Raw genomic sequence first — 19195 nt, forward strand, 5'->3', positions numbered from 1 at the left:
TATCATAAATATAGAATTGGTAGCTAACTTATATTATTATATTATTTTTATGAATCTTGAACACATTGAACTATCCATAATTTCAACTGGTTATAAGGGTTTACGATGAAATCAAAATCATTAATCATTATTATTGCGCTGCTTATTATTAGTGGATTTGTCTTTTTTACAAATTATAACAAAATACAAATGCAAGATGAAAAAGTAGCAGCAACTTGGTCGGAAGTCGTCAACCAATATAAGCGCCGAGCTGATTTAGTTCCTAACTTAACTAATACAGTTAAAGGATATACTACTCATGAAAAAGACGTTTTTACTCAAGTTACTGAGGCTAGAGCAAAAGTAGGCGCTATCCAAATAACAGCAGATCAGTTGGCAGATCCAGCTTTATTTTCAAAATTCCAACAAGCTCAATCTGACTTGAGCTCAGCGTTAAGTAGACTTATTGCCGTAAGTGAAAATTACCCAGAGCTTAAAGCTAATACTCTTTACCAAAATTTAATGGATCAACTAGAAGGAACAGAAAATCGCATAACAGTTGCAAGGGGGCGCTATATTGAAGCAGTTAAGAATTTTAATATTCTAATCCGTCAATTACCAACTAAATGGATTGCAGATATGGTAGGACAACATTCTAAACAACAGTTTATGGCAGAAAACGAAAAACAAATTTCTGACCCGCCTGCTGTCAATTTTGGACAATAAAACGAATGAAAAAATATCTCATAATTAGTCTATTATTGATTTTTAATTGTTCTAGTTTTGCGCTAACAACTATTCCTATTTTTAATCAGCGTGTAGTTGATATAACCAATACATTAACCAAATCACAACTTAATGAGCTAGAATCGAGTTTGATTGAATTTGAACAATCAAGGACCGATGGCGCACAAATTGCAGTGCTCATGATTGCTAAACTTAGTAATGAAACTGTTGAACAGTATGCAGATAGAGTTTTTATCAATTGGAAAATTGGAAAAAAAGATGCTGATAACGGCATACTTCTTTTAATTGTTAAAGAAGATAGGTTAATGCGTATTGAAGTTGGCTATGGCCTAGAAGGCACTATAACTGACTTAATAGCGAGTCATATTATTCAGGAACAATTAGCACCGAAATTTAAACAGAATAACTATTATCAAGGAATTAGTGATGCTATTACTGTGATAAAAAATAAATTAACTGTTTTCAATAGCCACTTTAATAAGTCACAACAATTAACTGATACTCAATCAAATGCCAATAAAGGCAATGATTTAATTAGCATAAGCAATAAAGTTATTGGATGGGCAATAGCTTCTTTTTTTATTTGCTTTGTCTTTTCTCGTTTAGTTTTTTCAACTTTAGGCAAACGAGTTTTTTTAACTGCAATATTAAATACTCTATCTACTAGCGGCTTTGTTTTATGGAATGATTGTTCTATTTCTTTTGTATTAGTATTAGCTTGTTTTTTTATAAGTATTTATTTTTCTCTTCACTTTTCTGGTGCTATTAATGGTCATTCTGGCGGAGGTTTTAGAGGAAACTTAGGTGGTGGTATTGGTACTAGTCGCAGTTCTAGCCGTAGTTTCGGTAAATTTGGCGGTGGCGGCGGTGGTCGTAGTGGTGGTGGTGGGGCTTCGGGGCGTTGGTAATATAGCTCATGTTAAGTTTGAATTCTCAAATACAAGCTAATATTACCTGGGTAAGAAAACTTATAAAAAGCATTTAGATATCATTTTAATTAATTTATTTTAATGATTTGGGCACTTTAATAAATCTGAGAATTAATCTGTAAAACTTTTGAATTAATAATAAGCTAAGCATAAAAAGTAATCTTAAACATCATCTGCGAATGAAGCTATTGGGTCGGCTGGTAATTAGTGATATAGCGGCATCTTATTGTATTATAAATATTTTTGTATTGATGTACCAGCTTTTCTAGAGTTTTTATGAAAATTAAATAATAAAAATGGAATAAATATTAATGTAATAATCAATAACTAAAGTAAATTATCTTGTGTGTGCCCATTGACGAAAACATGATTTAAAGGTAATATGCGCGCCTTACGGCATTGTGTTGTTTTTGATAGCACATAATAATATTTAGGTAGATATGCATTGGTTATGCAAAATAAATTGCCATTAACAATTAACCCGATTAAAGCAGCACAGAAAAGGCTTGATTATATTGGATATTATCCGAATGAAGCAATAACTAGGGTTGAAAATCCGAAAAGTAATATTGAGTGTAGTTTATCTTTTGATTTTGATGAGCAACGAATTTGTGTTATTAATATTGATGCAAAAATAACGTTAGAACAAATTTGCCAACGTTGTTTTAGACCTTTTGTCACAGAAGTTCATGTGATGAATAAATTTAGTCCTGTTAAGAGTGATACTCATGCAGAGACACTGCCGGAACACTATGAACCCGTTTTGATGAACGAGTTTGGCGAAGTAGATATATTAGCGTTACTAGAGGACGAAATTATTCTCTCGTTGCCAATTGTGCCGGTACATAATAGTAAACACTGCGAAGTGTCAGAGGCAGATATGGTTTTTGGCGACATTCCAATTGAAAATGAAAAACCAAATCCATTTGCAATTTTAGTTAGTTTAAAGAATAAGGGGTAAATCCATGGCTGTTCAACAGAATCGTAAAACTCGTGCAAAACGTGGTATGCGTCGTTCTCATGATGCATTAACTGTTGCTAATATCTCAGTTGATGAATCAGGAAAAACACATTTACGTCATCACGTGACCGCTGATGGTTATTATCGTGGTCGTAAAGTGATTTCTAAATAATTACTCATTAATTAGAAACCCTCAGGTGATATTTTGGATAATCTAACCATTGCGTTAGATGCTATGAGCGGGGACTTAGGTCCTCGTGTTGTTGTTCCAGCTGCAATAGAAGCGCTAAATTATTATCCAAACCTTTCTATTTTTCTGGTGGGTAATCCAGCAGAAGTTAGTCTATTTCTATCAAAAGAAAATACAAAGCTTGTCACCCAATATCAATTGGAGCGGCGGTTAATTTTGATTGAATCAACTACGATTATTGCTAATGATATGAAGCCTGCTTATGCTATTCGCCATAGCCAAAGTTCATCAATGAGAATGGCTCTTGAACTAGTAAAAGATAATAAAGCTCAAGCATGCGTCAGCGCAGGTAATACAGGAGCATTAATGGGGCTATCAAAGTTATTGTTACATTCTTTAACTGGTATTGATCGTCCCGCTTTAGTTGCAATTATTCCCACATTAAATAATCAAAATACAGTCGTCTTAGATTTAGGTGCTAATGCTGAATGTGATAGTGATATGTTAGTTCAATTTGCAACAATGGGAGAGATCTTAGCTAAAACAGTGCTTAAGATTGAACGTCCTAGGGTTGCATTACTTAATATTGGGGAAGAAGAGGTTAAAGGCTTGGATAAAATTAGAGCTGCAGCTTCTATATTGAAATCAAATAATCAAATTAATTATATTGGCTATTTAGAAGGTAATGAGCTTTTAACTGGTAGAACAGATGTATTAGTATGTGACGGTTTTGTAGGTAATGTGACATTAAAAACGGTTGAAGGTTTAATTAAAATTCTTATGTCATCTTTTAAGTTATCGCTTAACCGTCATTCATTATTAACGAATTTATTCAGTAAGTGGCTACAAAGAAAGATCGCAAAAAATTTTGGTTATTTAGATCCGGGACGATATAATGGAGCTTGCTTGCTTGGACTTCGGAGTATTGTGATTAAAAGTCACGGTAGTGCCAATCAAAAATCATTTTATGCAGCAATAGAACAAGCTATTTTGGCTATACAAACAAATATACCTGAGAAGATTGCAACTAGCCTTTCTTCTGCACTACCCAAGAGTGAATAATTAGATGTATACAAAAATATTAGGAACAGGGAGTTATCTTCCAAAACAGATAAGAACTAATGCAGATCTTGAAAAAATGGTCGATACCAGCGATGAGTGGATCACTACGCGTACTGGTATTAAAGAAAGACGTATCGCAGGCCCAGATGAAACTGTAGTAAGCATGGCTTATGAAGCTGCTATAAATGCAATTGAAATGGCTAATATCGATAAAGAAGAAATCGATATGATTATTGTTGCAACGGCAACTTCAGTCAATGCATTTCCAAGTTCTGCAACCGAATTACAAGCCAAATTAGGCATTGGTGATGTTGTTGCATTTGATGTGTCTGCCGCTTGCTCGGGATTTGTTTATGCACTTGATATTGCCGATAAATATGTCAAAAGTGGTGCAATTAAATATGCTTTAGTTGTTGGTTCTGATATGTTAACTCGAGGTGTTAATCTAAACGATCGAAGCACCATTATCATTTTTGGAGATGGGGCGGGTGCGGTTGTTGTTGGCGCATCAGAAGAGCCCGGCATTATTGCTTCTCATCTTCATGCTGATGGTCGTTATGGAGATTTATTAAAATACCCATATGTTGATCGTCGTAATATGAATGATCCTGCTTATATGACAATGCATGGTAATGAAGTATTTAAAATAGCGGTTAAAGAATTGTCAAATTTAGTTGACGAGCTTTTAGCTGAGAATACGTTTAATAAGGAAGATTTAGATTGGTTAGTGCCGCACCAAGCTAATTTAAGAATTATTTCTGCAACCGCAAAACGCTTAGATATGGATATGAATAAGGTTATTGTCACATTAGATAAGCAGGGCAATACTTCTGCTGCTTCTGTGCCTTGTGCTTTAGATGTTGGTGTAAGAGACGGACGAATTCAACGAGGTCATCTAATTTTATTAGAAGCATTTGGTGGTGGATTCGTTTGGGGATCTGCGCTAGTTAGATTTTAGTTTATGAAGTATTTTTAATGATCAAGGATTTAAGAATGACCAAATTTGCAATGGTATTTCCAGGACAAGGCTCTCAAACTGTTGGTATGTTAAAAGATCTTGCAGATGATTTCCCGATTGTCAAATCAACATTTGATGAAGCTTCAGAAGTGCTTGGATATGGTTTATGGGATTTAATACAAAAAGGTCCAGTAGAAGAACTAAATAAAACATGGCAAACACAACCAGCGCTACTTGCTTCATCTGTTGCAATATTTAGGGTATGGGAAAGTGTTAATGGTTCTCAACCTGATTTTATGGCTGGTCATAGTTTAGGTGAATATTCTGCATTAGTGTGTGCAGGCGTAGTTGACTTTAAAGATGCAATTAAATTAGTCGAATTACGTGGAAAATTAATGCAAGAAGCGGTACCAAGTGGTACAGGGGCTATGTATGCTATCATTGGACTTGATAATGATTCTATTCGCAGCGCATGTGAGCAAGCAGCTCAAGGTCAAATTGTTGCTCCTGTAAATTTTAATTCACCAGGTCAAGTTGTTATCGCAGGTAATAAAGAAGCCGTTGAACGTGCTAGTACATTATGCAAAGAAGCAGGTGCTAAGCGCACATTACCACTTCCAGTGAGTGTACCGTCTCATTGTGTATTGATGAAACCTGCTGCCGATAAATTAGCTAACACATTAAGTGGCATTAAATTTAATACGCCAAAATTTAAAGTGGTTAACAATGTTGATGTGAAAGTTGAATCATCATCTGACAAAATTAAAACTGCATTAATTGCTCAACTTTATAGTCCTGTACGTTGGACAGAAACTGTGGAATATATAGCAAAACAAAATGTAATGCTTTTAGTTGAAATGGGACCTGGTAAAGTTTTAACTGGCTTAACTAAACGTATCGTAAGTGCACTTTCAGCTTGTGCAGTTAATGATAAAGTTTCATTAGAAGTTGCAATAGAAAATACTAAATAAAAAGAGGTAGTTATGAACCTATCAGGAAAAATTGCTTTAGTCACTGGTGCTAGCCGTGGAATTGGTAAAGCAATTGCCGAAAAATTAGCAGCCTGTGGCGCTACTGTTATTGGTACAGCCACAACGGAAAAAGGTGCTGAGGCTATTAGCCAATATTTAGGCTCACATGGTAAAGGTTTTGCTTTAAATGTGACTAAAGGACAATCAATTGAGTCTGTTATTGAGGCAATTAAAACAGAATTTGGCGATATTAATATTTTAATTAATAATGCAGGGATTACTCGTGATAATTTATTAATACGAATGAAAGAAGACGAGTGGCAAGATATTTTAGATACTAATCTAACTTCTGTTTTTCGGTTATCTAAAGCATTAATGCCAACAATGATGAAAAAACGCTATGGCAGAATTATAACCATAGGATCGGTTATTGGAGCTATGGGTAATGCAGGACAAGCCAATTATGCAGCAGCTAAAGCTGGATTGATTGGTTTTAGTAAATCATTAGCACGTGAAGTTGCATCACGAGGTATTACTGTAAACGTGGTTGCACCTGGCTTTATTGCAACCGATATGACAGAGACTTTAACTGAAGATCAAAAAGCTTTAATATTAGCACAAGTACCAGCAGGTCGTTTAGGTGAACCTGTTGAAATTGCGAATGCTGTTGCTTTTTTAGCATCCGATGAAGCATCTTATATCACAGGCGAAACTTTACATGTCAATGGGGGCATGTATATGGTGTAATTGGCTAGAATAGTGTAAAATAAGCCAATATTTTGACGTTAGAACAAAAAATAAACAATTGGGTTGAAAAATGGTTGGCATCTTTTTCAACATTTTATAAACTTACATTCACCGCCACTTTCGGCGATTTTTTATAGGAAAAAATAGAGTATGAGCACTATTGAAGAGCGAGTTAAGAAAATTATTGTTGAGCAACTTGGTGTGAAAGAAGAAGAAGTCAAAAATGAATCTTCTTTCGTTGAAGATCTTGGCGCTGACTCTCTTGATACAGTTGAACTTGTTATGGCTTTAGAGGAAGAATTTGATACTGAAATTCCAGACGAAGAAGCTGAAAAAATTACAACTGTACAATCAGCAATTGATTATATTACTGCAAATCAATAAGGTTAGCAGAGTTTTCATGATAGGCGGTCAACTGATCGCCTAGTTTGTATTTATCAGATTAATTTTTTAAAGATAAATTTAAATTAAGCATAAATTATAAGAAAACTCAAAGATAGTATTTTCATTGATTCAAATTTCATTTCAATCCTTTCCTGGAGGACAATGTGTCTAAACGCAGAGTTGTTGTTACTGGAATGGGCATGATATCTCCTGTAGGTAATACAGTTGAGTCCACTTGGCAAGCCTTATTAGCAGGTCAAAGTGGTATTGAACTCATAGAACATTTTGATACAGCCCCTTTCGCAACGCACTTCGCAGCGATGGTTAAAAACTTTAATGGCGAAGATTATAATATTTCACGCAAAGATGCGCGCAAAATGGATTATTTTATCCAATACGGTATTGCTGCTGGTATGCAAGCAATGCAAGATGCTGGTATTGAGATTACGGAAGAAAATGCAGAACGAATTGGTTGTGCTATAGGTTCAGGTATTGGTGGGCTTGGGTTGATTGAAGAAAACCACAGTGCATTAGTAAATGGTGGACCACGCAAAATTAGCCCTTTTTTTGTACCATCAACAATTGTTAATATGATTGCGGGACACTTATCTATTATTTATGGATTAAAAGGACCGAGTATTACTATTGCAACAGCTTGTTCTTCAGGTGTTCATAATATTGGTCATGCTGCACGCATGATTGCTTATGGTGATGCAGATGCGATGTTAGCGGGTGGTGGCGAAAAAGCTAGCACTCCATTGGGTATAGGTGGTTTTGGTGCAGCTCGTGCTTTATCAACTAACAACGACAATCCTAAAGCAGCAAGCCGACCTTGGGATAAAGATCGTGATGGTTTTGTGTTGGGTGATGGTGCAGGAATCATGTTCTTAGAAGAATATGAACACGCCAAAAAACGTGGAGCTAAGATTTACGCTGAACTAGTTGGATTTGGTATGAGTGGCGATGCTTATCATATGACTTCACCTCCAGCCGATGGTAGTGGTGCGGCTTTAGCAATGAGATGTGCACTTCGCGATGCAGGTATTACGCCTGAACAAGTGGGTTATATTAATGCTCATGGTACGTCGACACCAGCTGGGGATAGAGCTGAAACTCAAGCAGTAAAAAGTATTTTTAAAGAAAATGCTAATAAGGTAATGGTTAGTTCAACTAAATCAATGATTGGTCATTTACTCGGAGCAGCGGGTGCTGTTGAGTCAATTTTTACTGTGCTTGCCTTATGTGATCAAGCTGTTCCACCAACAATTAATTTGGATAATCCTGATGAAGGTTGTGATCTTGACTATGTTCCACATACAGCTCGTCAAGTTAAGAATTTAGAATATGCATTATGTAATTCTTTTGGTTTCGGTGGAACCAACGGTTCAGTATTGTTTAAAAAAATCTAATTTCTTCTCTTATTCGCCGATAATTTAGTATCGGCGTAATATTTTATCAAGCTTTTATTGCTTCTATGAATTAGACCCATTTTTATTTGTGCAATTCATATTCCTATTTTAAAGAGATTAAGAATATTTACATTGCTTGTGTTATAATCTTAAATAATTTTTTATAGCTTTATTATTTTGATAATTATGGCAGAACCTAAATTTATTCATCTTCACTTACATAGCGATTTTTCTATGATCGATGGAATTGCTAAAGTTAGTACATTAGTAAATGAAGTGAGTAAGCTGCAGATGCCGGCATTTGCAATCACTGATTTTACCAATCTTTGTGGGCTAGTGAAATTTTACGGTTCAGCAATGTCAAAAGGTATTAAACCGATTATTGGTGCAGATCTCGCTATTAGAAGTTCTCAATTGCCTGATGATATTTACCGCCTAACCCTGTTAGCGGCTAATAATCAGGGGTATCAAAACCTTACGTTATTAATTTCTCAAGCTTATCAACGAGGTTATATTGGCGATATACCTGTTGTTGATTTGGAATGGTTGGTTATGCATCGCACTGGGTTAATTGTATTAGCTGGGCGAGAAAGTGATATTGGTATAGGTATTGTTCGTAATAATCAAACTATTATTGATCATGCTATTAATTTTTACCTTGAAAATTTTAATGATCATTTTTATTTTGAGTTAGTACGTACTAAGCGAGTCAATGAAGATGTGTTTATTCATCGTGCTATAAAGTTAGCTGAGCAATATTTATTACCAGTTGTTGCAACTAACGATGTTCGGTTTTTAAAGCCCTCTGATTTTGAAGCTCATGAGATTCGAGTTGCGATTCATGATGGAAATACTCTTGAAGATCCTTCCAGACCTAAGAATTACTCAGCAGATCAATATTTACGTTCTGAACAGGAAATGTGTGAGCTATTTTCTGATATTCCTGAAGCGCTTGAAAACAGTGTTGAAATAGCAAAACGCTGTAATGTGTCTATCCGTCTAGGTGAGTATTTTTTACCTAAATTTCCGACTGGTGACATGACTACTGAAGACTTTTTAGTGTATAAATCACGTGAAGGTTTAGAAGAAAGGTTAGTATTTTTATTCCCCGATCCAGAAGTTAGAAAACAAAGAAGGCCTGAATATGATGAACGTTTAGAAACAGAATTGACTGTTATTAATCAAATGGGCTTTCCGGGTTACTTTCTAATCGTGATGGAGTTTATTCAATGGTCAAAAGATAATGATATTCCTGTTGGACCAGGGCGAGGTTCTGGAGCTGGTTCTCTAGTTGCTTACGCATTGAAAATTACCGATTTAGATCCACTAGCATTTGATTTACTTTTTGAACGTTTTTTGAATCCTGAGCGCGTTTCTATGCCCGATTTTGACGTCGATTTTTGTATGGAGAAACGCGATCTGGTTATTGAGCATGTCGCAGATATGTATGGACGGGATGCTGTATCTCAAATTATTACTTTCGGAACTATGGCTGCCAAAGCAGTAATACGTGATGTTGGTCGAGTCCTTGGACATCCTTATGGGTTTGTTGATCGTATTGCGAAATTAATACCACCAGATCCTGGTATGACTTTAGCTAAAGCTTTTGAAGTTGAACCTCAACTTCAAGATTTATATGATAATAATGAAGAAATTAAATCATTAATTGATATTGCTCGGCAATTAGAAGGCGTAACTCGAAATGCTGGTAAGCATGCAGGGGGAGTTGTAATTTCACCAACTAAGATTACAGATTTTTCGCCAATTTATTGTGATTCAGAAGGTCATCATCCTGTTACTCAATTTGATAAAAATGATGTTGAATATGCCGGTCTTGTTAAATTTGACTTTTTAGGATTAAGAACATTAACCATTATTGATTGGGCAATCAAAATGATTAATGAACGCCGACTACGTGAAGGTAAGGAAAAAGTCGATATAACCCGAATCCCCTTAGATGATGAAAAATCCTTCGAATTATTATTAAAAGCAGAAACTACAGCAGTATTCCAGCTTGAATCTCGGGGAATGAAAGATTTAATAAGGCGTTTAAAACCTGACTGCTTTGAGGATATGATTGCTTTAGTGGCATTATTTCGTCCAGGTCCTTTACAATCAGGTATGGTGGATAACTTTATTGACCGAAAACATGGTCGAGAAGAAGTTTCATATCCCGATATTAAATATCAACATGAGTCATTAAAACCTATTTTAGAATCTACCTACGGTATTATTCTATATCAAGAACAAGTTATGCAAATTGCACAGACTCTATCTGGTTATACATTAGGTGGTGCAGATTTATTACGCCGCGCCATGGGTAAGAAAAAACCCGAAGAGATGGCAAATCAGCGTTCCATATTTAAAGAAGGAGCGGAAAAACAAGGCATTGATGGAGAACTATCAATGCGAATATTTGATCTGGTTGAAAAATTTGCTGGATATGGATTTAATAAATCTCATTCAGCAGCTTATGCGCTTGTTTCTTACCAAACGTTATGGTTAAAAACGCACTATCCTGCCGAGTTTATGTCTGCAGTTATGACTGCTGATATGGATAACACCGATAAAATTGTTGGCCTTGTTGATGAATGTCTACGCATGGGATTAAAAATTAACCCACCAGATATTAACAGTGGATTGTATCATTTTCATGTTAATGAAAAGGGCGAAATTATATATGGTATCGGTGCTATAAAGGGGGTTGGAGAAGGTCCAATTGAAGCTATTGTTGAAGCTCGTAATAGCGGTGGGTATTTCAAAAATATATTCGAACTTTGTGCTCGAACTGATATGAAAAAAATTAATCGTAGAGTACTTGAAAAACTTACTATGGCAGGTGCTTTTGATAAATTGGGTCCTCATCGAGCTGCTATTTTACATAGTATTAATGATGCGATACAAGCAGCTGAACAATATGCTAAAGCTCAAAATATCGGACAAGAAGATATGTTTGGTGTTTTAGCTGAAGAACCAGAGCAAGTTGAACATGCTTATGCAGCTGTCCCCGAATTGCCGGAGAAAGTCTTACTTGATGGTGAACGCGATACTTTAGGACTCTACCTAACGGGACACCCAGTTACTCAATATTTAAAAGAATTGAGTCGTTATGCTGGAGGGTTACGAATTAATGAAGCTTCACCAACTGGTTGGGGAAAAATAGCTACTTTTGCAGGTATTGTTGTTGATGCTAAAGTTAGAATCACTAAAAAAGGTAATAAAATCGGTTTATTTACTTTAGATGATCGTTCTGGCCGTATTGATGGTATGCTGTTTGCAGATTCTTTAGAAAAGTTTGGGCATTTATTAATTAAAGATAAGATTTTAATAGTCATGGGGCAAGTTAGCTATGATGATTTTAATGGAGGATTCAAATTGACAGCGCGAGAAATTGTTGATTTAAAAGATGCTCGAGCTAAATATGTTAAAGGATTGGCTATTACTTTAACTGAAAATGAAGCCGAACGTGCAATGTTGCAGCGTTTGCAACAAATATTTGAACCTTATCGTCATGGGAATGTGCCTGTAAATTTATATTATCATCGAGATGATTCTGTTGTGCGTATTGAGTTTGGTGCTACATGGAAAATTGTCCCAGAAGATGCATTAATTCTTGAATTAAAAACAATACTTGGCAATGACCGAATTGAATTTGAGTTTTAGTATAACGTGATACAAAATTATTCGTATTTTAATGTTTTCGTTTATAAAACGAATAACGCAATAATGAATATACTGTAATATATATAGAAGTAGCGCTATCTTGAAGTGCCAAAATTAATAAGTGATAAATCTAGGTGACTTTGATAAGTATTACATAGTAGAATTGTCTTAATTTTATCTTAAGAATTAGCCAGTATACTGTATTAGATAGCGTATTTTAGGAAAATACAAAATAATTAAGAGGCAATCATAATCGTTATGAGTAATTTTTTTGAGTTTGAAAAGCCGATAGCGGAATTAGAAGCAAAAATTAATTCCTTAAAGAATATTGATTCACAACAAGTTGAATTAGATATTAATTTAGATAAAGAAATTAAACAATTGAATCAAAAAAGCCGTGAGTTAACAAGAAAAATATTTGCGAACTTATCACCGTGGGAAGTTGCACAATTAGCCAGACATCCAAATAGGCCCTATACATTAGATTATATTAAAGAAATTTTTACTGATTTCGATGAATTAGCTGGAGATAGAGCTTATGCTGATGACAAAGCGATTGTTGGTGGAGTTGCACGTATTGATGAACGTCCTGTGATTGTTATTGGTCATCAAAAGGGTCGTGAAATAAAGCAGAAAATTTATCGTAATTTTGGTATGCCAGCACCAGAAGGTTATCGTAAAGCATTAAGACTAATGGAGTTAGCAGAACGTTTTAAATTACCGATAATTACATTTATCGATACCCCAGGAGCTTATCCAGGGATTGGTGCTGAAGAACGAGGTCAGGCTGAAGCAATTGCTCGGAACTTGCGGGAAATGTCACGACTAAAAGTTCCAACAATTTGTACTGTTATTGGTGAGGGTGGCTCAGGGGGGGCACTTGCCATTGGAGTTGCTGACAAAGTGAATATGCTTCAATATAGTACTTATTCTGTTATTTCTCCTGAAGGTTGTGCTTCTATCTTATGGAAAAGTGCTGATAAAGCACCAGTCGCAGCTGAAGCAATGAATATGACAGCAGATAAATTATTGAAATTAAATCTTATTGATTCAGTGATACCCGAACCACTTGGTGGTGCTCATCGTGATTATGTGGCAGTATCAGATTCACTAAAAAAACAGCTGATAAGTGATCTTGATGAACTTGGAAATATCGAATTATCAGTGCTGCTTGAAAGAAGATTTCAACGTCTAATGAATTATGGTTATGTAAGATAATCTTACTTTGGAATATCATTATGGAAAAAGCAACGGGGTTGCAACGTTTGATTAATGCAACCAAATATTCTCTGAAAGGCTTTAAATCAGCGATTAAGTATGAGATAGCTTTTCGACAAGAATTAATTCTGTTGGTTATAGCTTATATAATTGTAATGTTAATAGATTTTTCAATTTATGAACGAATTTTATTACTAGGTTCTATCGGTGTTGTGATGATTATAGAACTCCTTAACAGTGCAATTGAGTGTGTTGTAGATCGAATTGGTAGTGAAAGACACGAATTATCGGGAAGAGCTAAAGATTATGGTTCTGCTGCAGTTTTCTTATCTCTATTATTAACTGTTATTTTATGGATTTATATATTTTCTTGTCATTTTTTTTCTTAGAGATTTACTAATAAAAATTATTGATTTAAAAGCTTTATGATTAAACATTTGATAACGACTAATTTAGTTTATTTAAAAGTGCGAGATCGGCTCGCATTTTTAAATAGTAAAAGTTATTCTGAAGTTAATTGTTTTATTGAGAAATTACCTGTTTTTTCTATATCTAAAATATTTTTTAACCATGGCATAATTTTTTGCATCTGGTCATATAATTTCCATGGCGGATTTATAACTATCATTCCAGATGCTGTCATGCCTTTTTGATCATTATCTGGTTTTATAGCAAGTTCGAATTGTGAAATTCGTTTAATACCTAAATCAATAATGCCATTAATCATCTTTTCCGTTTGTGTGCGAGATACCACAGGATACCAAATTAAGTAAACACCTGTTGCAAAACGTTTATATGCTTCAAATAATGCTGCAGGGATTTTTTGATAATCGTCTTTAATTTCATAAGAAGGATCAATCAATATTATTCCACGACGAGATAGTGGAGGTAACTTTGATTTTAATTGGGAAAATCCATCTTCACGTAAAACTTTTGTTCGTTTATCTTTACTAAATTCTTGTTTTAATAAAGGGTAATCAGTTGGGTGTAACTCTGTAAGGTTGAGCTTGTCTTGTTCACGTAATAATTGCTTCGCAATTAATGGTGAACCAGGATAATATTTTATTTCCTCAAAAGGATTATAGCGTCTTAGTACCGATATGTATGTATTAAGCAATTCAGGAATATTAGATTGTTGCCATAGTAAATTAATTCCTGATAAATATTCACCCGTTTTTTCTGCATGCTCACTTCTTAATAGATATCGTCCAGCCCCCGAGTGTGTATCTAAATATAAAAAAGGCTTTTCTTTTTCCTTTAATGATTCAATACATAATGTTAAAACAATATGTTTTAATACATCTGCATGATTTCCTGCATGGTAACTGTGGCGGTAGCTTAGCATAGGGAATCTACTCTCTTTTTTTCATTTTTTTGCATATAAAAGGTTATTAAGGATAAACAAAGAAGACAAGGAATTTCCATTAATTCTTCAATGAGATCTTTTCGCTCTTTTGTTATAACTAAAAATTCATGTCCAATACGGCGATGTTCAGCAATATCAGCTATACCTAAGAATAAAAAAGCAAAGAATATATGCCAAAATGGTATTTTTTCGTATTTGTAGCGACGAGCAATTTCTGGGCGAATGGTGGGTAAAAATATACTTAGTATTGGGATCGCTATTAATATACTCGCAATGATTTTATAATAGAAACGAGGTACCTCAGGGAAAAAGTCTCTTCCCCAACTAATTCCTCGACCAAAAAGCATAAACCACCAGAAAATTGTCCAAATCCAAAATCTATAAAGCTCAGAATGTTCAGATACTCGTTTTGCATAATAATAGGTATAACAGCACATAAATAATAAGAAGAGAGATTGAATATGTTCAATCACTACAACCGTCATTCCATTGTATAAAGGTATGAACCAATTTCCCGTAATATATAGGATAATGCCAAGAGTGAGAATTAATAACGAACTTTTGTAAAAATGAAAATCTAACTTACACATATAATATCTTAGTACTAAATGGCACTTTTAAGTTTGAGTATAGTACCGCATTTACGACATAAATAACTAGTTTTATTATTTTGAATTTTGTTGTGTCTTATTGAGGTTAATTGATGTTGTTGACAACTGCAGTAGTATAAATAAGTATTGCGTTGAATAGGAAAACGGTGAGTTGTTGCAGGGATTTTTCCTAATATTTCTGACATAATATATTGCCATTCTTTACCATGTGGTTTTACTTTGCCAAACTCTTTAAAGGCAATGAGATGTGCTAATTCGTGAGGCACAACTTCCTCAATAAATTGAGTACCATTATCTAGCAACATAATCGAATTAAGTTGAATTTCCCAACGTGTTAAAAAGGCACTACCAGCAATACTGCCTTTGGGTTTATAAATGATCTTGGGCTCTTTATATTGGGAATGTAGACGTTGATTGGCTTGTATTAAATGAGTTCTTAAACAAGCCATAGTTTGATTATGTAAATAAATTGGTATGCGTTTATAATCCTGCTGCATCACGTAATAGTGCCGCTTTATCAGTTTTTTCCCAAGGAAATATATCTCGACCAAAATGACCGTAACTTGCAGTTTGTTGATAGATTGGTTGAATTAGATCAAGCATTTGAATCAATCCATAAGGTCTTAAATCAAAAAATTCTTTAATAAGTGATACGATTTTATCGTGATGTGTTTTTTCTGTGCCGAAAGTATTGACATAGATTGATGTAGGATTGGCAATACCAATTGCATAAGATATTTGTAATTCACATCTGTCAGCGAGTCCTGCCGCAACAATATTTTTTGCAACATAACGTGCGGCATAAGCTGCTGAGCGGTCAACTTTTGAAGGATCTTTTCCAGAAAAAGCGCCTCCACCGTGATGAGCTGCTCCGCCGTATGTATCTACAATGATTTTGCGTCCAGTTAGTCCACAGTCACCCATTGGGCCACCAATAACAAAACGTCCAGTTGGATTAATAAAGTATTTTGTTCTAGGTGTTAGCCATTCGGCGGGCAATGTTGGTTTAATGATTTCTTCCATGACGGCTTCATGTAATGCTGTTTGCTCAATGTCTTCTGAATGCTGAGTTGATAAAACGATTGTATCAACACCTTTTATCTGACCATCTTGGTAAATTAATGTGACTTGGCTTTTTGCATCAGGTCTTAACCAAGGAAGTGTACCATTTTTTCTAACTTTTGCTTGGCGGCGCATTAAGTCATGAGCATAGCTTATAGCTGCAGGCATTAAATTTGGCATTTCATTTGTAGCATAACCAAACATAATACCTTGGTCTCCAGCACCTTGTTCTAGAGGATTATTTCGATCAACCCCTTGATTAATATCAGGAGATTGTTTGCCAATGGCATTGAGTACCGCACATGAATTTGCATCAAATCCCATTTCTGAACTGGTATATCCAATGTCATTAATTGTTTTTCGAGTTAATTCTTCAATGTCTACCCAAGCTGAAGTAGTGATTTCTCCACCAACTAAAGCCATACCGGTTTTTACATATGTTTCACAAGCAACACGAGCCTTTGGATCTTGTTTTAAAATTGCATCAAGTACAGCATCAGATATCTGATCGGCAATTTTATCTGGATGACCTTCTGAAACAGATTCTGAAGTAAATAGAAATTCTGACATAGAATACCTTCTTAATTTAATTCCTGCATAATGCTTAAAATATAATATTTAGCCTTAATATATTTATTTTAGCAGTTTTACCGTCTAGACGTCTAGTTTATAATTTTCAGAACTAAATACCATATCAGCTTGAGTAAAATACTTGCATTAATTTTTAATCAATTTACGATATGAAGCGTTTCTAATTTATTATTTAATTTCCTATAGCTAAAATGAATATCGTAAAACAATCGCCTTCAGTGTTAATATTTGATTCAGGTATTGGTGGTTTATCTGTTTATAATGAAATTTACAATAAAATACCTAATGCACATTATATCTACATGTTTGATAATGAAATGTTTCCTTATGGAGATAAATCATCAGATTTTTTAATTAATAGGGTAAACTCTGTCATTGAGGCTGTTACTAAATTTTATCCAATTGATTTAGCAGTTATCGCTTGTAATACAGCTAGTACTATTTGTTTGCCTAGTTTGCGCGCTAAATTTTCTTTTCCTATTATTGGAGTTGTACCAGCTGTTAAACCTGCTAGCTTACTTACTAAAAATAAATGTATAGGATTATTAGCAACAAAAGCAACCGTTGAAAGAACTTACATAACCAATTTAATACAGCAATTTGCTGCGCATTGTACTGTTAAATTATTAGGATTATCAGAATTAGCGCTTATAGCCGAAAATAAATTACAGGGCATTATTGTAAATATGGAGCGGCTGAAAGAACTAATGCAACCTTGGCTTGGCCTACAAACAATCCCTGATACAATAGTATTAGGTTGTACCCATTATCCTTTTATTAAAACAGAACTACAGATGCTTTTTCCTCAGGCGAACTTAATAGATTCGGGATATGCGATTGCAACAAGGGTCTATAATTTGCTAAATGATAAATATAAACTAAACCAAATAATTCTTTCTACGTCAGAAAATATTGTATTAAGCACAGCTTATACTCAGTCTGTAGAAAAGTTGATTAAAAAACTATCTGATTATCATCTTAATAAATATCATACTATTAAAGTTTAATGAGATTAAAAATTACACGACTAAATAAATATTTTATCTTTTTTGCTTGCTAAAAAAAAAGAAGTCCCTATAATGCGCACCCACTGACACGACGTCATCGAAATTGGACGGGAATAGAGTTGGTGAACAAGGTCAAAAATTTTAAAAAAAGATCTTGACGAATAAAAAGGTGTAGCGTAACATACGCAGCCCTTGAGACAGCAAAGATGATTAACGAAAAGTTGATTGAGAATTGGAAGCTGTTAGCTCTTTAAAAAGAAGAAACAGACAATCTGTGTGGGCACTTGCGAGACGAAGAATTAAAGTCTACGGACTAAAAAGATTAAGAAGTCTTGATAAGTGACACTGAAGATTCATTTGAATATGTCAGAGACAGTTATTGAGCATCAAACTTTAAATTGAAGAGTTTGATCATGGCTCAGATTGAACGCTGGCGGCAGGCTTAACACATGCAAGTCGAACGGTAACATAAGTGCTTGCACTTGATGACGAGTGGCGGACGGGGGAGTAATGTATGGGGATCTGCCAGATGGAGGGGGACAACAGTTGGAAACGACTGCTAATACCGCATAAAGTTGAGAGACCAAAGTACGGTTCCGCGAGGACGTGCGCCATTTGATGAACCCATATGGGATTAGCTAGTTGGTGGGGTAAAGGCTTACCAAGGCGACGATCTCTAGCTGGTCTGAGAGGATGACCAGCCACACTGGAACTGAGACACGGTCCAGACTCCTACGGGAGGCAGCAGTGGGGAATATTGCACAATGGGGGGAACCCTGATGCAGCCATGCCGCGTGTATGAAGAAGGCCTTCGGGTTGTAAAGTACTTTCGGTAGTGAGGAAGTTTTGGGTATGAAAAGTGCCTAGAATTGACGTTAGTTACAGAAGAAGCACCGGCTAACTCCGTGCCAGCAGCCGCGGTAATACGGAGGGTGCGAGCGTTAATCGGAATGACTGGGCGTAAAGGGCATGTAGGCGGATAATTAAGTTAGGTGTGAAATCCCTGGGCTCAACCTAGGAATTGCATTTAAAACTGGTTATCTGGAGTATTGTAGAGGAAGGTAGAATTCCACGTGTAGCGGTGAAATGCGTAGAGATGTGGAGGAATACCGGTGGCGAAGGCGGCCTTCTGGACAGATACTGACGCTGAGATGCGAAAGCGTGGGGAGCAAACAGGATTAGATACCCTGGTAGTCCACGCTGTAAACGATGTCGATTTGGAGTTTGTTGCCTAGAGTGATGGGCTCCGAAGCTAACGCGATAAATCGACCGCCTGGGGAGTACGGCCGCAAGGTTAAAACTCAAATGAATTGACGGGGGCCCGCACAAGCGGTGGAGCA

Annotated in this window: 18 protein-coding genes and 1 rRNA gene; 15 read left to right on the forward strand and 4 right to left on the reverse strand. The window is 35.5% G+C overall.

Annotation, left to right across the window (positions count from 1 at the left end):
* Window positions 1-105: 105 nt before the first annotated feature.
* The 13 genes from A9G36_RS06985 to A9G36_RS07045 all read left to right on the forward strand — a co-directional run bounded on the left by A9G36_RS06985 (window position 106) and on the right by A9G36_RS07045 (window position 13607).
* Window positions 106-705 carry a LemA family protein gene (locus A9G36_RS06985; RefSeq protein WP_065568669.1) on the forward strand — a complete coding sequence of 200 codons (600 nt, stop codon included), beginning with the start codon at window positions 106-108 and terminating at the stop codon, window positions 703-705.
* A gap of 5 nt (window positions 706-710) precedes the next feature.
* Window positions 711-1634, forward strand: a complete 924-nt coding sequence (locus A9G36_RS06990; RefSeq protein WP_065568668.1) for a TPM domain-containing protein — start codon at window positions 711-713, stop codon at window positions 1632-1634.
* Window positions 1635-2106: 472 nt separating this feature from the next.
* Entirely contained in the window at window positions 2107-2616 is a 510-nt protein-coding gene (gene yceD, locus A9G36_RS06995) for a 23S rRNA accumulation protein YceD (RefSeq protein ID WP_034948192.1), read from the forward strand.
* 4 nt (window positions 2617-2620) lie between these two features.
* Complete coding sequence (rpmF, locus tag A9G36_RS07000; protein ID WP_025316508.1) at window positions 2621-2788, forward strand: 50S ribosomal protein L32; 168 nt, start codon at window positions 2621-2623, stop codon at window positions 2786-2788.
* A gap of 33 nt (window positions 2789-2821) precedes the next feature.
* Window positions 2822-3868 carry a phosphate acyltransferase PlsX gene (gene plsX / locus A9G36_RS07005; RefSeq protein WP_080715938.1) on the forward strand — a complete coding sequence of 349 codons (1047 nt, stop codon included), beginning with the start codon at window positions 2822-2824 and terminating at the stop codon, window positions 3866-3868.
* A 4-nt stretch (window positions 3869-3872) separates the two neighbouring features.
* Window positions 3873-4826 carry a beta-ketoacyl-ACP synthase III gene (locus A9G36_RS07010; RefSeq protein WP_034948189.1) on the forward strand — a complete coding sequence of 318 codons (954 nt, stop codon included), beginning with the start codon at window positions 3873-3875 and terminating at the stop codon, window positions 4824-4826.
* A gap of 35 nt (window positions 4827-4861) precedes the next feature.
* Window positions 4862-5797 (forward strand): ACP S-malonyltransferase, encoded by a 936-nt coding sequence (gene fabD / locus A9G36_RS07015; protein WP_065585554.1) that lies wholly within the window; start codon window positions 4862-4864, stop codon window positions 5795-5797.
* Between the two features lie 12 nt (window positions 5798-5809).
* Window positions 5810-6544, forward strand: coding sequence for a 3-oxoacyl-ACP reductase FabG (fabG, locus tag A9G36_RS07020; protein WP_065568665.1), 735 nt, complete (start codon window positions 5810-5812; stop codon window positions 6542-6544).
* Window positions 6545-6694: 150 nt separating this feature from the next.
* Window positions 6695-6928 carry an acyl carrier protein gene (gene acpP / locus A9G36_RS07025; RefSeq protein WP_034948180.1) on the forward strand — a complete coding sequence of 78 codons (234 nt, stop codon included), beginning with the start codon at window positions 6695-6697 and terminating at the stop codon, window positions 6926-6928.
* A gap of 164 nt (window positions 6929-7092) precedes the next feature.
* Window positions 7093-8337, forward strand: a complete 1245-nt coding sequence (fabF, locus tag A9G36_RS07030) for a beta-ketoacyl-ACP synthase II (RefSeq protein ID WP_034948177.1) — start codon at window positions 7093-7095, stop codon at window positions 8335-8337.
* A 186-nt stretch (window positions 8338-8523) separates the two neighbouring features.
* Complete coding sequence (gene dnaE, locus A9G36_RS07035; protein WP_065585555.1) at window positions 8524-12000, forward strand: DNA polymerase III subunit alpha; 3477 nt, start codon at window positions 8524-8526, stop codon at window positions 11998-12000.
* Window positions 12001-12258: 258 nt separating this feature from the next.
* Window positions 12259-13218: an acetyl-CoA carboxylase carboxyl transferase subunit alpha gene (gene accA, locus A9G36_RS07040; protein ID WP_065585556.1), complete on the forward strand. Its 960-nt coding sequence runs from the start codon at window positions 12259-12261 to the stop codon at window positions 13216-13218.
* A 20-nt stretch (window positions 13219-13238) separates the two neighbouring features.
* Window positions 13239-13607, forward strand: a complete 369-nt coding sequence (locus A9G36_RS07045; RefSeq protein ID WP_034948162.1) for a diacylglycerol kinase — start codon at window positions 13239-13241, stop codon at window positions 13605-13607.
* Between the two features lie 113 nt (window positions 13608-13720).
* Here the strand turns inward: A9G36_RS07045 and A9G36_RS07050 are convergent, their stop codons facing one another.
* From A9G36_RS07050 to metK, 4 genes are all read right to left on the reverse strand, one after another.
* Window positions 13721-14563 carry a 23S rRNA (adenine(2030)-N(6))-methyltransferase RlmJ gene (locus tag A9G36_RS07050; protein WP_065568662.1) on the reverse strand — a complete coding sequence of 281 codons (843 nt, stop codon included), beginning with the start codon at window positions 14561-14563 and terminating at the stop codon, window positions 13721-13723.
* The gene (locus A9G36_RS10015; RefSeq protein ID WP_141670307.1) at window positions 14557-14931 is read right to left on the reverse strand and encodes a hypothetical protein; all 375 of its coding nucleotides are present in this window, start codon (window positions 14929-14931) and stop codon (window positions 14557-14559) included. Before A9G36_RS10015 ends, A9G36_RS07050 begins: the two co-directional genes overlap by 7 nt.
* Window positions 14932-15188: 257 nt before the next feature.
* Complete coding sequence (locus A9G36_RS07060; protein ID WP_065568660.1) at window positions 15189-15692, reverse strand: SprT family zinc-dependent metalloprotease; 504 nt, start codon at window positions 15690-15692, stop codon at window positions 15189-15191.
* Complete coding sequence (gene metK / locus A9G36_RS07065) at window positions 15676-16827, reverse strand: methionine adenosyltransferase (protein ID WP_065568659.1); 1152 nt, start codon at window positions 16825-16827, stop codon at window positions 15676-15678. The genes A9G36_RS07060 and metK overlap by 17 nt, the downstream gene beginning before the upstream one ends.
* Before the next feature lie 212 nt (window positions 16828-17039).
* Between metK and murI the strand changes: the two genes are divergently transcribed.
* Together murI and A9G36_RS07075 are read left to right on the forward strand one after the other, a co-directional pair.
* Window positions 17040-17855, forward strand: a complete 816-nt coding sequence (gene murI / locus A9G36_RS07070) for a glutamate racemase (RefSeq protein ID WP_065568658.1) — start codon at window positions 17040-17042, stop codon at window positions 17853-17855.
* 395 nt (window positions 17856-18250) lie between these two features.
* A 16S ribosomal RNA gene (locus A9G36_RS07075) occupies window positions 18251-19195 on the forward strand; the annotation flags it as partial.

Source organism: Gilliamella sp. Choc6-1, from assembly GCF_001690385.1.
In the GTDB taxonomy this organism is placed as follows: domain Bacteria; phylum Pseudomonadota; class Gammaproteobacteria; order Enterobacterales; family Orbaceae; genus Gilliamella; species Gilliamella apicola_A.

Coding starts and splice junctions, on each gene's coding strand:
- A9G36_RS06985 (WP_065568669.1), top strand. CDS start 106: ATGAAATCAAAATCATTAATCATTATTATTGCGCTGCTTATTATTAGT.
- A9G36_RS06990 (WP_065568668.1), top strand. CDS start 711: ATGAAAAAATATCTCATAATTAGTCTATTATTGATTTTTAATTGTTCT.
- yceD (WP_034948192.1), top strand. CDS start 2,107: ATGCAAAATAAATTGCCATTAACAATTAACCCGATTAAAGCAGCACAG.
- rpmF (WP_025316508.1), top strand. CDS start 2,621: ATGGCTGTTCAACAGAATCGTAAAACTCGTGCAAAACGTGGTATGCGT.
- A9G36_RS07010 (WP_034948189.1), top strand. CDS start 3,873: ATGTATACAAAAATATTAGGAACAGGGAGTTATCTTCCAAAACAGATA.
- fabD (WP_065585554.1), top strand. CDS start 4,862: ATGACCAAATTTGCAATGGTATTTCCAGGACAAGGCTCTCAAACTGTT.
- fabG (WP_065568665.1), top strand. CDS start 5,810: ATGAACCTATCAGGAAAAATTGCTTTAGTCACTGGTGCTAGCCGTGGA.
- acpP (WP_034948180.1), top strand. CDS start 6,695: ATGAGCACTATTGAAGAGCGAGTTAAGAAAATTATTGTTGAGCAACTT.
- dnaE (WP_065585555.1), top strand. CDS start 8,524: ATGGCAGAACCTAAATTTATTCATCTTCACTTACATAGCGATTTTTCT.
- accA (WP_065585556.1), top strand. CDS start 12,259: ATGAGTAATTTTTTTGAGTTTGAAAAGCCGATAGCGGAATTAGAAGCA.
- A9G36_RS07045 (WP_034948162.1), top strand. CDS start 13,239: ATGGAAAAAGCAACGGGGTTGCAACGTTTGATTAATGCAACCAAATAT.
- A9G36_RS07050 (WP_065568662.1), bottom strand. CDS start 14,563: ATGCTAAGCTACCGCCACAGTTACCATGCAGGAAATCATGCAGATGTA.
- A9G36_RS10015 (WP_141670307.1), bottom strand. CDS start 14,931: ATGCTTTTTGGTCGAGGAATTAGTTGGGGAAGAGACTTTTTCCCTGAG.
- A9G36_RS07060 (WP_065568660.1), bottom strand. CDS start 15,692: ATGCAGCAGGATTATAAACGCATACCAATTTATTTACATAATCAAACT.
- metK (WP_065568659.1), bottom strand. CDS start 16,827: ATGTCAGAATTTCTATTTACTTCAGAATCTGTTTCAGAAGGTCATCCA.
- murI (WP_065568658.1), top strand. CDS start 17,040: ATGAATATCGTAAAACAATCGCCTTCAGTGTTAATATTTGATTCAGGT.